Source organism: Vibrio chagasii, from assembly GCF_024347355.1.
Taxonomy (GTDB): domain Bacteria; phylum Pseudomonadota; class Gammaproteobacteria; order Enterobacterales; family Vibrionaceae; genus Vibrio; species Vibrio chagasii.
In genome coordinates this window covers 2,953,610-2,966,417 of sequence record NZ_AP025465.1, presented here as the reverse complement: position 1 = coordinate 2,966,417, position 12,808 = coordinate 2,953,610, and the positions used below count along the sequence as shown (strand labels likewise).

Annotated in this window: 13 protein-coding genes and 7 tRNA genes; 2 read left to right on the top strand and 18 right to left on the bottom strand. The window is 44.5% G+C overall.

The features are described from left to right. Positions 1–70: 70 nt before the first annotated feature. The 11 genes from OCV52_RS13590 to mutY all read right to left on the bottom strand — a co-directional run bounded on the left by OCV52_RS13590 (position 71) and on the right by mutY (position 5,673). Positions 71–1,696 carry a methyl-accepting chemotaxis protein gene (locus OCV52_RS13590; RefSeq protein ID WP_102426098.1) on the bottom strand — a complete coding sequence of 542 codons (1,626 nt, stop codon included), beginning with the start codon at positions 1,694–1,696 and terminating at the stop codon, positions 71–73. A 545-nt stretch (positions 1,697–2,241) separates the two neighbouring features. After that, a tRNA-Asn gene (locus OCV52_RS13585) sits at positions 2,242–2,317 on the bottom strand. Between the two features lie 39 nt (positions 2,318–2,356). Beyond that, positions 2,357–2,432: transfer RNA gene (locus tag OCV52_RS13580), tRNA-Phe, on the bottom strand. A gap of 7 nt (positions 2,433–2,439) precedes the next feature. After that, positions 2,440–2,515, bottom strand: a tRNA-Thr gene (locus tag OCV52_RS13575). A gap of 71 nt (positions 2,516–2,586) precedes the next feature. Further along, positions 2,587–2,662, bottom strand: a tRNA-Asn gene (locus tag OCV52_RS13570). Positions 2,663–2,701: 39 nt separating this feature from the next. Next, positions 2,702–2,777, bottom strand: a tRNA-Phe gene (locus tag OCV52_RS13565). 7 nt (positions 2,778–2,784) lie between these two features. Next, positions 2,785–2,860: transfer RNA gene (locus tag OCV52_RS13560), tRNA-Thr, on the bottom strand. A gap of 74 nt (positions 2,861–2,934) precedes the next feature. Next, positions 2,935–3,010 (bottom strand) — tRNA-Phe (locus OCV52_RS13555). A 103-nt stretch (positions 3,011–3,113) separates the two neighbouring features. After that, on the bottom strand, positions 3,114–4,247 hold the full coding sequence (mltC, locus tag OCV52_RS13550; RefSeq protein ID WP_061032406.1) for a membrane-bound lytic murein transglycosylase MltC: 1,134 nt from the start codon (positions 4,245–4,247) through the stop codon (positions 3,114–3,116). 69 nt (positions 4,248–4,316) lie between these two features. Next, positions 4,317–4,589, bottom strand: coding sequence for an oxidative damage protection protein (locus OCV52_RS13545; RefSeq protein WP_004738952.1), 273 nt, complete (start codon positions 4,587–4,589; stop codon positions 4,317–4,319). Positions 4,590–4,617: 28 nt separating this feature from the next. After that, on the bottom strand, positions 4,618–5,673 hold the full coding sequence (gene mutY, locus OCV52_RS13540) for an A/G-specific adenine glycosylase (RefSeq protein WP_137408528.1): 1,056 nt from the start codon (positions 5,671–5,673) through the stop codon (positions 4,618–4,620). A 165-nt stretch (positions 5,674–5,838) separates the two neighbouring features. Between mutY and trmB the strand changes: the two genes are divergently transcribed. Together trmB and glsB are read left to right on the top strand one after the other, a co-directional pair. Beyond that, positions 5,839–6,558 carry a tRNA (guanosine(46)-N7)-methyltransferase TrmB gene (trmB, locus tag OCV52_RS13535; protein WP_004738956.1) on the top strand — a complete coding sequence of 240 codons (720 nt, stop codon included), beginning with the start codon at positions 5,839–5,841 and terminating at the stop codon, positions 6,556–6,558. A gap of 337 nt (positions 6,559–6,895) precedes the next feature. Next, positions 6,896–7,816: a glutaminase B gene (glsB, locus tag OCV52_RS13530; RefSeq protein ID WP_004738957.1), complete on the top strand. Its 921-nt coding sequence runs from the start codon at positions 6,896–6,898 to the stop codon at positions 7,814–7,816. A gap of 117 nt (positions 7,817–7,933) precedes the next feature. On the opposite strand, the gene hemW is transcribed toward glsB, so the two are convergent. The 7 genes from hemW to OCV52_RS13495 all read right to left on the bottom strand — a co-directional run bounded on the left by hemW (position 7,934) and on the right by OCV52_RS13495 (position 12,786). Then, positions 7,934–9,121, bottom strand: coding sequence for a radical SAM family heme chaperone HemW (hemW, locus tag OCV52_RS13525; RefSeq protein WP_137408529.1), 1,188 nt, complete (start codon positions 9,119–9,121; stop codon positions 7,934–7,936). Further along, the gene (locus OCV52_RS13520) at positions 9,121–9,720 is read right to left on the bottom strand and encodes an XTP/dITP diphosphatase (protein ID WP_137408530.1); all 600 of its coding nucleotides are present in this window, start codon (positions 9,718–9,720) and stop codon (positions 9,121–9,123) included. Before OCV52_RS13520 ends, hemW begins: the two co-directional genes overlap by 1 nt. 48 nt (positions 9,721–9,768) lie before the next feature. Next, positions 9,769–10,200, bottom strand: a complete 432-nt coding sequence (locus OCV52_RS13515) for a DUF4426 domain-containing protein (protein ID WP_137408531.1) — start codon at positions 10,198–10,200, stop codon at positions 9,769–9,771. 28 nt (positions 10,201–10,228) lie between these two features. Further along, positions 10,229–10,519: a DUF167 family protein YggU gene (gene yggU / locus OCV52_RS13510; protein WP_137408532.1), complete on the bottom strand. Its 291-nt coding sequence runs from the start codon at positions 10,517–10,519 to the stop codon at positions 10,229–10,231. A 29-nt stretch (positions 10,520–10,548) separates the two neighbouring features. Beyond that, positions 10,549–11,106, bottom strand: a complete 558-nt coding sequence (locus OCV52_RS13505; RefSeq protein WP_017069592.1) for a YggT family protein — start codon at positions 11,104–11,106, stop codon at positions 10,549–10,551. A 76-nt stretch (positions 11,107–11,182) separates the two neighbouring features. Beyond that, complete coding sequence (gene proC, locus OCV52_RS13500) at positions 11,183–12,001, bottom strand: pyrroline-5-carboxylate reductase (RefSeq protein ID WP_102426486.1); 819 nt, start codon at positions 11,999–12,001, stop codon at positions 11,183–11,185. Between the two features lie 80 nt (positions 12,002–12,081). Beyond that, positions 12,082–12,786 (bottom strand): YggS family pyridoxal phosphate-dependent enzyme, encoded by a 705-nt coding sequence (locus OCV52_RS13495; protein WP_061032414.1) that lies wholly within the window; start codon positions 12,784–12,786, stop codon positions 12,082–12,084. Between the last annotated feature and the right edge of the window lie 22 nt (positions 12,787–12,808).

Below are 12,808 nucleotides of genomic sequence, written 5' to 3'. Positions count from 1 at the left end.
GAATGAGTGCCGAAATAAAAAAAAGCACGTATGAAAACGTGCTTTTATATTTAAAAATCTTCCCGAAACTTTAGTGTTTTACTTCAAACCTATTTACCCAAGCTTCTAGTTCATTAGATAGAGAGGCTAAGGTTTGGGTGCTGTTATGACTTTCGGTCACTACATTGCTTAGTTGATTACCACTTTCCTCAATCATGTTGATGCGCTTCGAGATATCATCACTCACTTGAGTTTGCTCAGCTGCTGCTGTCGCGATTTGATGGCTCATTGAAGAGATTGACTCAAGAGCAATAACAATCTGTTGTAGCGCTTCTGAGGCATTTTGAGACTCGGTTACTGTGCTCTGGCTGGTCGCTGCACACACTTCCATGGTTTGGATAGCGTTGCGAGAGCCGTCCTGAAGGTTATTGATCATTAACTGGATCTCTTTAGTGCTTGATTGCGTTCGGCCTGCAAGATTACGCACCTCATCAGCAACCACTGCAAATCCTCGACCTTGCTCGCCTGCACGAGCAGCCTCAATTGCTGCATTTAGTGCCAATAGGTTTGTCTGTTCTGCAATATCGCCAATCACATCCAATACTTTCACAATGTTGTTTACATCGTTATCTAGGTTAGCGACAGCTTCGCTTGCTGTTCCTAGTTGTCCTGCGAGGCCTTGGATATTGTCTACTGTGTTATGAATCAGGCGCTGAGTATGCTGGCTCTGTTTGTCTGCTTCATCAGTGTTGCGCGCTGTGTCTCCCGCAGAATCAGCAACGTTATTAGCTGAAGATGCCATCTCTGTCATCGCAGTTGCGATCATTTCGGTGGATTGCTGTTGTGTCTCAGTGAGTTGAGCAATAGAACCAGCGCGGTCTTCTACGCGTTGCAGCTCTCCTCGTAATGCCAACATCGAAGCATTAAGGTTAGATACTAATTCAGCCAGCGATTTACTCATTTGTTGTACTGCATGATAGATACTGCCATCGACCGCTTTAGTTTCGAAAGAGGTCTGAATGCGTCCTTCTGCTACAGCTTGTACGGCTTCTCTCACGTCTTTAGGCTCGCCACCAAGTAGTGCCAGCATTCGTTTAATAGACACGATTAAGCTAGAAAGAATAAGACCTGCAATAACAACACATAGGAATAGCTGCCATTGAGCAGTTGACCAGAAACGAGCGTTAACTTCATTGAAGCCTATACCTGTTCCTACAACCCAACCCCAATGCGGTGTTTTCTCTGCAATAGATAGTTTTTCTTCAATCGTGCCATCTGGCTGTTTTTGGGTCCAGGTGTATTCAACGATCTGACCTGTTCGGTTACCAAGTACTCTTTGGATTAATTGACCAACACTATTACCGTCTCCATCTTTAAAGTCATTAAAGCTAGTTCCGTGTAACTGAGGATCTAATGGAGTAGCGACAAACGTCATATTCTCATCGGCAACGTAGACATATTCATTGTCTTTATAAATATTGTTACGCAGCAGACGTGTCGCCAACTGTTTTGCTTGTTGTTCCTCTAACGTGCCGTCAATGGCCATCTTTTCAACTTCAGTAAGAATGCTGTATGCACTCTTAAATAGCTCAGTCACGCGAGCTTTGTTATCCATGTTGCTAGCGACTCTTAAGGTCCATAAACCTGTAGCGGTCAACGCTAGTAGGGCGACTAAAATGATGCCCGATAGTAAGTAAGCTTGCGTTTTTAGTTTCATATTTCCCCGCGCAGCAATTAAATAATAAATATTAGGTATGTTTCATCGAATCTTAATCTAAGTCGTGTAGGGCAGATTTTAGAAAGATATCAAAACATGATGAAGATTAAATTTACGAAGAAAAAAAGTAATGGAACGCTAGTTTGTTACTTTTTGTGTATTCAAGTGTGTCTTGAAAATGGCTGTAAGGGAGCGGTATTAGTCAGAGATTATCGTTGAGCAGAGGTATACGACGGAAGAGGGTTGTTTTCCAGTTTCAGTATTTAATGGGTGCCTGAATTGAAAGAGCTTTTCAGTATTGGAGTTCGACGAGACCGGAGAAAGGGGAACGATTTTTCTGAGACATTGCTTTGGCACAAAGCAGGAGCGTTAGATACGAAAAAGCCTCATCGTGTGATGAGGCTTTCTCTAAAATGATTTTCCTGTTGGGACTCAACGTAGGCGGCTAGTACGGTCCGACGTTTCGGCTGAGGCATTTATTTGGTACAAATAAGTCGGAGCTTAAAACGAAAAAAGCCAAGTCTTTCGACTTGGCTTCTTGAATGTGGCTCCCCCTGCGGGACTCGAACCTGCGACATACGGATTAACAGTCCGCCGTTCTACCAACTGAACTAAGGGGGAATTACTTGCGTTAACTTATTTAAGTTAAACACCAAATAATGGTGCCTCGAGGCGGAATCGAACCACCGACACGCGGATTTTCAATCCGCTGCTCTACCGACTGAGCTATCGAGGCAAAAGAATGGTGCCGACTACCGGAATCGAACTGGTGACCTACTGATTACAAGTCAGTTGCTCTACCTACTGAGCTAAGTCGGCACACTATATCTTTTACTGAAGATATTACTCTTCATTTTATATGAAATGATATCAATCACTTCAATTGTAAATGGCTCCCCCTGCGGGACTCGAACCTGCGACATACGGATTAACAGTCCGCCGTTCTACCAACTGAACTAAGGGGGAATTACTTGCGTTAACTTATTTAAGTTAAACACCAAATAATGGTGCCTCGAGGCGGAATCGAACCACCGACACGCGGATTTTCAATCCGCTGCTCTACCGACTGAGCTATCGAGGCAAAAGAATGGTGCCGACTACCGGAATCGAACTGGTGACCTACTGATTACAAGTCAGTTGCTCTACCTACTGAGCTAAGTCGGCACACTAAATTCTTTATGCTTTTGTCCGTGCTGTTACTCCCTGTTAAAGAGTGTTGACACCAACAAATCAAATTGTGGTGCCCGGAGGCGGAATCGAACCACCGACACGAGGATTTTCAATCCTCTGCTCTACCGACTGAGCTATCCGGGCAACGGAGCGCTATTAAACGGATTTTCTGCATAACCGTCAACACCTTTTTTGAAAATAATTAAAAAAAACGTTCGTTAGTTGTTTTTTTATTCAAAAGTGAGGCTTACGTTTTACCTTGGTTAAAATCTTTCTTGAACTTTGTTACTTTTTCTAGGTATCGGCGCGACTCTTTGTTCGGGTGTTTTTTAGTAAGTGCCCAGTAAGCTTGACTCGGTTGCAGTGAATTTAAGTCACGCATTGCTCGCTTTCTGTCCTTGCTAAAGGTATTGAGTACACCGCCAGTGCCACCGTTGTACGCAGAGATCATGCTGTATTCCAATGTTGTGGGGTGTCGCACATCTTTCAAATAGCGATTTTTAAGGATGTAAAAGTACGCGGTGCCGGCATCAATGTTGTTTTCTGGGTTGAATAAGTACTCAGGAGTGGGCTCCCCAGGTTTGTTTTTTACCAGTTTAAATACATCTCGACCTGCTGTTTTCGGCACAACTTGCATCAAGCCGTATGCATTCGCCCAGCTAACCGCATATGGGTTAAAGCTACTTTCTGTCTTGATGATTGCGTAGATTAAGTCTTCAGGGATGTCATAGCGCTTAGATGCGCGTCGAACGATATCGGCATATTGGTAACTACGCTGGCTTGCGTGATCGGCCACCATAGGGATTTCAACGTAATAGGCTTTTTTAAAGTCGACTTCTTTGGTTTTGAGGTTGTTGGCAATCAGGTAGTCAGCAAATTTGTTGGCGCGCCATGTCCATTGGATAGGCTTTTTCTCTTGGTCTACAACTTGGTTATAGAGAAAAGGTTTACCTTCTAATTTGATACTTTTTGAAGAGAATAGGTCGACATGTGCTGGATCATCTGGCGTAAGCAGCGTTGTCATAATTGCATTTTTGAGGTGTTTTTTAGGCTCTGTTGAGGAAACTGTTTCTACCGTTATCAGGCCCTCGCTAAAGTTTACTTCTGATCGGCTCAAGTAATTATCTATGTATTTCACATAGTTACTCTTACCTGCCATCTTGATTTCGTTGCTACCCCAGCGCTTTTGGATATTGCCAGAAAAGCTATTGATCAAAGCGTCTAATGCGCCTGTATCTTTTTCAAATTGACCGGGTAACTCCGCTAAGTTATTTACGAATCGGTTGGTTGGCTCGTAATTCACATCATAAATGCTCTCAACGAACTCACGACTGCAACCAGTAAGTAGCATGGCGGTTAGGAAGTAACTGAGCTTTTTCATAGTTCCTCATACAAAAATGACATCGCAGCGCTAACCATGATGTCATTAAAATTTGCTTAAATAAATGTCTTATTCGCTTGGTGGAGTGTAGCCATCAATTACGACATCTTTACCTTCGAAAAGGAAGTTAACCATCTCAGTTTCAAGAAGTTTACGATGTTCAGGATCCATCATATTTAGCTTCTTTTCATTGATAAGCATGGTTTGTTTGCTTTGCCATTGTCCCCAAGCTTCTTTAGAGATGTTGTCAAAGATACGCTTACCTAAGTCACCTGGGTAAAGTTGAAATTCTAAGCCTTCAGCGTCTTTCTGGAGGCGAGCACAAAATACAGTGCGGCTCATAGTGGTTCCTCTTATCGCGTTCGTTGATTCAAACGTCGTCATTCAGTTCAAATGGTAGGCTTTCAATAAGCTGCTTTACAGGAGCGGCTAGGCCAATTTCTTCTGGTTTTGATAAGTTATACCAGAGACCTTTAGTCCCTTCCATTATCAAATCTGGTTGTTTATCTAATTTTACTAATACTGGTGTGATATCTAAGTGGTAGTGGCTGAAAGTATGCCTAAACGCAATCATGGTCTTGATTGAATCTGTGTTTGTGATTGAACGAAGATCCAATTGGTGTTCGATTTCTGCGTTCTCATTTTGAGGGAAACAGAATAAGCCTCCCCAGATACCTGATTGAGGGCGCTGCTCAAGCCACACTTGGTTATCGTGATACAGGATTACAAACCATGTCTCTTTTACTGGTTTCTCTTTCTTTGGCTTTTTGCCAGGGAAGTCGAGTTGTCTATCGAGTTTTTTAGCTTCACACATGCTTTCAATTGGGCACAGAGTACATTTAGGCTTGCTACGAGTACAAACCATTGCTCCCATATCCATCATAGCTTGATTGTACTTATCGACATCTTGCTTTGGTGTGTGTGCCTCTGCGTGTTCCCAGAGTTGGTTTTCAACCTTCTTTTGTCCAGGCCAACCCTCGACAGCAAAGCTTCTTGCAAGCGTTCGCTTCACGTTACCATCAAGGATCGCATGAGGGAGCTTGTAAACAGAGGACAGAACAGCTGCCGCTGTTGAGCGACCAATGCCTGGAAGCGCATTCATTTCTTCGAGAGAAAGTGGAAACTCCCCACCATATTGCTCTACGACGATCTTGGCAGCTTTGTGTAGGTTACGAGCTCGTGCGTAGTAACCAAGCCCTGTCCATAGATGGAGCACTTCATCTTGCTCGGCGTTTGCTAGATCGATAACTGTAGGAAAACGTTCCAAGAAGCGTTGGTAGTATGGAATCACCGTGGTGACCTGAGTCTGCTGAAGCATGATTTCAGATAGCCAAACGGTGTAGGCGGTTTTGTTTTGTTGCCAAGGTAATTCTTTACGCCCGTAGGCGTCATACCACTTTAATATGGCGGTTGCGAAAGGAGTCACGACATGCTCTATGCTTTGCTATTATTAGAAGCGAAATTGCACCACACTTAACGTTGGATGTAAAACAGACAAATTGTGTGGGAATTTATCCACGGAAAGACTTGCACCGAAGGCAATTCTTTGGATAATCCCCGCTTTGATTAATCAATGTGCAGGCAAAAATCAATGAGTGAAGTGACCACTAACGAATATACTGAAGACGGCAAACTGGTTCGTAAGATCCGTAGTTTTGTTCGCCGCGAAGGCCGCTTAACAAAAGGCCAAGAGAACGCGATGAATGAATGTTGGCCAACAATGGGTATCGACTACAACCCAGAGCTTCTTAACTGGAAAGAAGTATTTGGCAACGATAACCCAGTTGTACTAGAGATTGGCTTCGGTATGGGTGCATCACTGGTTGAAATGGCAAAGAACGCACCTGAGAAGAACTTCTTAGGTATTGAAGTTCACAGCCCAGGTGTTGGTGCTTGTTTGGGTACTGCGCGCGATGCTGGCGTAACTAACCTACGTGTAATGTGTCACGATGCTGTTGAAGTATTTGAACACATGATTCCAGATAGCAGCCTGCATACACTGCAACTGTTTTTCCCTGACCCATGGCACAAAGCTCGCCACCACAAGCGTCGTATCGTTAAAGCTGAATTCGCTGAAATGGTTCGCGCTAAACTACACCTTGAAACTGGTATTTTCCACATGGCAACTGACTGGGAAAACTACGCAGAGCACATGATTGAAGTAATGAATGCTGCACCAGGTTTCGAGAATATCGCTGAAGATGGTGATTACATTCCTCGCCCGGATGAGCGTCCACTGACTAAATTTGAAGCTCGTGGCCACCGTTTAGGTCATGGTGTTTGGGATATTAAGTACAAGCGTACTAAGTAATTCTGAACCTCAACAAATATAAGGTGAGATTTGATTAGGATCTTAACCTTACACTTTGTGGGATTGATAAAAGCCAACATTATTGTAGTGTTGGCTTTTTTGTCCTTAGGCTTTTATTTCAGTAAAGGCTTAACGACAGAAAGTAATACCAATCACAGTAAGTAAGTGATTAAAAATAGCGTAGGAACAAGGCAGGTTTTTTCGATAAGTAGTTACTCTACAATCAAAAATTCTAACGCAGTTATCGAGCGTTTTAACAAGCTAGAGTGAGCCGTTATTTACTACGATTGGTATATGTTACGTCCCTACAAAAATAACAATATAGAAGTAAGCACACATGAAACCAACTCAAGCTATTTTGGCCGAGATCTTAGAAGAAGTTCGCCCTTTAATTGGTCAGGGAAAGGTCGCTGATTATATTCCTGCATTAGCGCGTGTATCGAACCAGAAACTGGCGATTGCGGTATACACCAATGAAGGAGAAGTGATTCAAGCTGGTGATGCAGAGGAAGCCTTCTCTGTACAATCTATTTCTAAGGCTTTGAGTTTGACGTTAGCAATGGTGCTCTATAAGCCGGAAGAGATTTGGCAGCGTGTAGGTAAAGAACCTTCAGGGCAAGCTTTTAACTCGATGATCCAGCTTGAGATGGAGCAGGGTATCCCTCGAAACCCATTTATTAATGCTGGTGCGATTGTTGTCGCTGACCTATTACAAAGCCGCTTGTCAGCACCAAGACAGCGTTTATTGGAGTTTGTGCGTCAGTTATCGGGCGATACTCATATTGTGTACGACAAGGTTGTAGCGGCTTCAGAAATGATGCATAGCGACCGTAATGCCGCTATCGCGTACTTGATGCGTTCATTTGGTAATTTTGAGAACGATGTTATCCCTGTACTCAATAATTACTTCCATGCTTGTGCACTTAAGATGACTTGTGTGGATTTGGCGAAAACCTTTAGCTACTTAGCGAACAAAGGTGTGTCAGTACAGACTAAGAAAGAGATCATCACGCCGGTACAGACCAAGCAGCTGAATGCTTTGCTTGCAACTTGTGGTTTGTATGATGGCGCAGGTGAGTTTGCTTATCGCGTCGGCATGCCGGGCAAATCGGGAGTAGGTGGCGGGATTATCGCTATCGTTCCTGGTGAAATGACGATTGCTGTGTGGTCTCCAGAGCTGGATCCTTCTGGTAACTCACTGGCTGGCACTAAGGCTCTCGAGCTGCTTTCAGAACGTATTGGTCGTTCGATTTTTTAGAAGAAAGATGCGAGCACGGACTTCGTCCTATAGAGCGCTTCGCTTCGAGAAAGACTCTTCCAATAAAAAGGGTTGACCCTAAAGCCAACCCTTTTATCATTTTTCTCGAATCTCAAACTATTCGTCTTCTTCGGCCATGAAGGCTTCCAGCAAATCGTTGAGGAAAAGTTTCCCTTTTTCTGTGATTTGCCAGTGAGTATCAGTTTCGTTCAAATAACCTAGCTCTTTTGCCCACTCAATTGTTGGCTGAACAGCGTCCAAACCAAGTCCTGTCGTATCAATGAAATCTTGCTTAGGGCATGCTTCCATCAGCCTGAAACGGTTCATGAAAAATTCGAAAGGGCGATCTTCGTTTGCTACTTCAAATTCATCCGAAATATAAGGCTTCACCATATTCTGGTAAGCCGCCAAATAGCCTCTAGGGTGTTTAACCTTAGTTGTTCGAATGATTCGTCCATCAGCAAAACTCAGCTTGCCATGAGAGCCGCAGCCAATACCCAAGTAGTCACCGAAGCGCCAGTAGTTGAGGTTGTGTTGACACTGGTAGCCCGGCTTGCTGTAGCCTGAGATTTCGTATTGCACATACCCTGCATCAGCGAGCTTTTTGTGGCCTAATTCGAAGATATTCCAGAGATCATCGTCATCAGGTAGAGCTGGCGTTTTGTAATAGAACATGGTGTTAGGTTCTATTGTTAGCTGGTACCAAGATAAATGCGGGGGATCTAACTCGATGGCTTTGTCTAGATCAGCCAATGCTTGATCGATACTTTGATCCGGCAAGCCATGCATAAGATCGAGGTTAAAGCTGTTTAGACCGATTTTATGTGCAAGGTGAGCAGCGTTGACCGCTTCATCTTGACCATGGATACGGCCCAGTCTTTCTAGCTTTTCTTGCTCAAAGCTTTGTACACCAACCGAGATACGAGTAATCCCTGCTTTTTGGTAACCAGCGAAACGCTCAGCTTCAATGGTGCCCGGGTTGGCTTCCATGGTGATTTCAATTTCAGGTTTGAATGGGGTGCGTTGCTCAATACCTTGAAGCAGTCGACCGATACCTTCTGGAGAGAACAGGCTTGGAGTTCCCCCTCCAATAAAGATCGAATGCAGAGGACGAGGTGCACCATTGAGTTGGTACTTCTCGATATCAGTATCGAGATCCTCAAGTAGCGCATCGATGTACTCTTTTTCAGGGATTTCGGCTTTCAGAGCGTGTGAGTTGAAATCACAATATGGACACTTTTGCACACACCACGGGATGTGTACATAAAGGCTAAGAGCTGGTGGAACGAGTGCTGTGTTGTGCATTACAGAGCTTGCTCTTTTAGTGCTTCGAATAGTGACGCTAGGGCCTTACCACGGTGTGAAAGCTGTTTTTTGCGTGAAGGTTCAAGCTCGGCAGATGCACAGTTCTCTTCTGGAACAAAGAATACAGGATCGTAGCCAAAGCCATTTTCGCCGTGTTCTTCAGTCAGAATTTGTCCTTCCCACTTACCATGACACACCAATGGTGTTGGATCATTTTCGTGACGCATTAGCACCAATACACAGTGGAAACGAGCAGTACGCTTTGCTACCTCAACACCTTGCATGGCATCAAGCAGCTTTTCGATGTTCAGCTTATCGGTAGCACCTTCACCTGAGTAACGTGCAGAGTAGATACCTGGCGCGCCCTTAAGGAAATCAACCTCTAAACCGGAGTCGTCAGCAATGGCTGGCAGCCCTGTCTCTTTGGCAGCATGGCGAGCTTTGATGATGGCATTTTCAATGAAAGTTGTTCCTGTCTCAGCGACTTCTGAAACGTTAAACTCACTTTGTGCGACAACGTCAAAACCAAACTCAGACAGAATACCTGCTATCTCGCGAACTTTACCTTGGTTGCCTGTGGCTAAAACAATCTTACTCATGGGGATGTTGCTCTAATAAGTTGGTGAACAGAAAAGTGAAGGCTGAACCTACTCTTCTATATAGAATTTTTGTGTGAATCGCAGTGGGCCTGTGCCTTTCAAACCTGCGTTAACATCAATATCAAAAGTGATGTTTTCTTCGTGTGTTACAGGGAACTCAGCTAGGTAATAAATCGCATCACCTTCCTTTATCTCGCGGAAGTTAAGTGTGCGAGTATTGCCCACAAGGTTCTTGGCTGTTCCCGTGATTTTAGCGGTTGTTGCTGGTTTGCCAAGGGAAGCTTTGTCTAGCACGCTGATGTTCAGAATCGCTGAGTAGCCATTTCGCTTAAGTTTATATTGCTTAGCGACTTGAGCCGTTAAAAATGTTGAGTTAAAAGCTGAGTAGTGAACCTCGACATCCTTAATGTTTTTAAATTGTCCTGCCGAGCTTGGTAGGGCAATAAGAGCGGTAAGTAGTGCTGTAATCCATAGACGCATAATGACTCCAATAAATAGCAAAAAGCCATCATAGGATGGCTTTGACTTCAGTGGGGGGGTGGCTTGGCGAGCATATTCGAACTTGTTTGTGCCGGCCGAGCTCTCCCTTTTCAATTTTAATTTGCCCTTTAGCTACCTTAAATTGTTTCGCAAGGTATTTCGCTAAGTGGGCATTGGCTTTGCCATCTACCGGGGGAGCGGTGATGGCAATTTTGAGTTCCTCACCATGCAAGCCAACAATTTTGTCTCGGCTTGCTTTGGGTTGGATATAGAGTCTAAGAAGAATATCGTCTCCCTCGACCCAAACCGTTTTTGGCATCGTCAAAGTACCTGATGTTCGTACTTGAATTATAGCTGATACCAAATAGGACCAATCATGTCACCCATTAGGAAGTTCGCAAACTGAAGAACAATGAACAGAACCAGAACGCTTAAGTCGAAGCCACCCATATCCGGTAGGATGCGGCGGATAGGCATTAGCATTGGCTCAGTCAGTTGATGGAACACATACTCGATTGGGCTGCGACCTTGACTAACCCAGCTTAGGATTGCACGGATTAGTAGTACCCAGAAAATCAAACCACCCGCCGCTTTAATCAGAGATAGTCCGCCAAAGATTAGGAAGCTGATGTCGAACACAGCCGCGCCGCCAGAGATAATTAAGTTGAGAGCGACGAACTTGAGTACACATAGCACATAAGCGAAAACAACCGTTGCCAGATCTAGGCTGCCGATCGACGGAATAACTCGGCGTAGTGGAGCTACCACTGGTTGTGTCGCTTTTACGATGAATTGTGAGAACGGATTGTAGAAATCTGCACGTGATGCCTGTAGCCAGATACGCAAGATCACAACCATGATGTAAAGATCAAAAACGGTCGAGATCAGAAAGCTCATCGAGTTCATATTGTTTCCTTTTTCGGATTTACTTGCCGCTTAGATATCACATGAGCGACGCAAGGCTTTTGTACCTTGATTGGTACTAAAACAGTTTTTCCATCTCTTCAGCTCGAGCAACTGCCGCTTGCATGGCTTTGGCTACGATGTCTGATAGTTGATGTTCATTAAACGTGCGCAGTGCTTCGGCGGTAGTACCACCTTTTGAAGTCACTTGCTCACGCAGTGTAGATAATTCTGTATCTGGATTCGCGACCACCATCTCTGCCGCGCCTAATGCCGATTGCTGCACTAGCTTGCGGGCCGTCTCTTGGTCGAAACCTTGATTGACTGCTTCCGCTTGCATCGCTTCCATAAACAGGAAGAAGTAAGCCGGAGCGCTGCCTGCCGCTGCAATAATGTTGTTGATACCAGATTCTTGTTCTACCCAGCTCACTTCACCTACAGCTTGCATTAGCTGTGATGCGAAATCTTTATCTGCTTGGCTAACGGTTGAATCAGCATAAAGCCCACTCATGCCTTTCCCAAGCAGTGATGGCGTGTTTGGCATTACACGAACCAGGTTCAGTTGGCAGTCTAACATCTCATTGAGTCGATTCGCATTAATACCTGCGGCAATTGAGATTACCAGTTTGTTGCTAAAGTCGATGCTTTGTAAGGGTTTACATACATCGGCCATCATTTGCGGTTTCACCGATAATACAACAACGTCTGCTTGCTCAGCTGCGGCAATATTATCGCTGGTGGTATTGATGCCGTATTCTTGCTCTAACGGCACTCTTCTCGTGTCAGAAGGCGCTGTCGCCGTAATCTTTTGCGCTGGGTAACCACTCGCTACTAAGCCCGCTACAATTGAGCGAACCATGTTTCCCGCCCCGATAAAGGCGATGTTCTTATGTTCCATATATCAAATCCTGAGCGTGTCGCTACGCGGTGAAAGCGGAGCGGTATCAATACTTATACTTTTTTGGTTGTTAGGTGTCGCTATTTCGCGTAATCACGAGCACCAAAAATCGCGGTTCCAATGCGAACCATGGTGCTGCCAGCCTCTACTGCTGCGTCCATATCACCACTCATGCCCATCGAAAGGGTATCAATATCAGGATATTTTGCAGCTAGCTTATCTTTTAGCTCTGCCAGTTGAGAGAAAGCGTTAAGCTGTGATTGATAGTCAGAGACGTTTGCAGGAATCGACATCAACCCTCTTAAAGTGAGGTTGGGCAGTGAGGAAATCAACTCTGCCAGTGCAAAAACTGACTCTTCAGATGTGCCAGACTTGGACGCTTCACCACTGGTGTTTACTTGAATTAACACTTGCAAAGGTGGAAGCTCGCTTGGACGTTGGTCATTCAGTCTCTGAGCGATCTTATCACGATCGATGGAGTGTACCCATGCGAAGCTTTCTGCGATAGGGCGAGTTTTATTTGACTGGATTGGACCAATAAAGTGCCATTCCAAATTTAGGTTAGAATGTTGTTCTGAAAAGTGTTTTACTTTATCGACACCTTCTTGAACATAGTTTTCACCAAAGGCAATTTGGCCTCCGAGTGCGGCTTCTAGAATCGCATCAATCGGTTTAGTTTTGCTGACGGCTAAAAGTTGCACGGACTCTGGAGCTCGTCCGCACTTTTGCTCAGCACTACGAATCTGTGAGGTGATTTGTTCGATATTTTGTTGAATACTACTCATAGCTGACTTTACTTAAGGGAAA

Coding starts and splice junctions, on each gene's coding strand:
- proC (WP_102426486.1), bottom strand. CDS start 12,001: ATGGAACATAAGAACATCGCCTTTATCGGGGCGGGAAACATGGTTCGC.
- mltC (WP_061032406.1), bottom strand. CDS start 4,247: ATGAAAAAGCTCAGTTACTTCCTAACCGCCATGCTACTTACTGGTTGC.
- OCV52_RS13545 (WP_004738952.1), bottom strand. CDS start 4,589: ATGAGCCGCACTGTATTTTGTGCTCGCCTCCAGAAAGACGCTGAAGGC.
- OCV52_RS13495 (WP_061032414.1), bottom strand. CDS start 12,786: ATGAGTAGTATTCAACAAAATATCGAACAAATCACCTCACAGATTCGT.
- OCV52_RS13515 (WP_137408531.1), bottom strand. CDS start 10,200: ATGCGTCTATGGATTACAGCACTACTTACCGCTCTTATTGCCCTACCA.
- OCV52_RS13505 (WP_017069592.1), bottom strand. CDS start 11,106: ATGAACTCGATGAGCTTTCTGATCTCGACCGTTTTTGATCTTTACATC.
- OCV52_RS13590 (WP_102426098.1), bottom strand. CDS start 1,696: ATGAAACTAAAAACGCAAGCTTACTTACTATCGGGCATCATTTTAGTC.
- glsB (WP_004738957.1), top strand. CDS start 6,896: ATGAAACCAACTCAAGCTATTTTGGCCGAGATCTTAGAAGAAGTTCGC.
- trmB (WP_004738956.1), top strand. CDS start 5,839: ATGAGTGAAGTGACCACTAACGAATATACTGAAGACGGCAAACTGGTT.
- hemW (WP_137408529.1), bottom strand. CDS start 9,121: ATGCACAACACAGCACTCGTTCCACCAGCTCTTAGCCTTTATGTACAC.
- OCV52_RS13520 (WP_137408530.1), bottom strand. CDS start 9,720: ATGAGTAAGATTGTTTTAGCCACAGGCAACCAAGGTAAAGTTCGCGAG.
- yggU (WP_137408532.1), bottom strand. CDS start 10,519: ATGCCAAAAACGGTTTGGGTCGAGGGAGACGATATTCTTCTTAGACTC.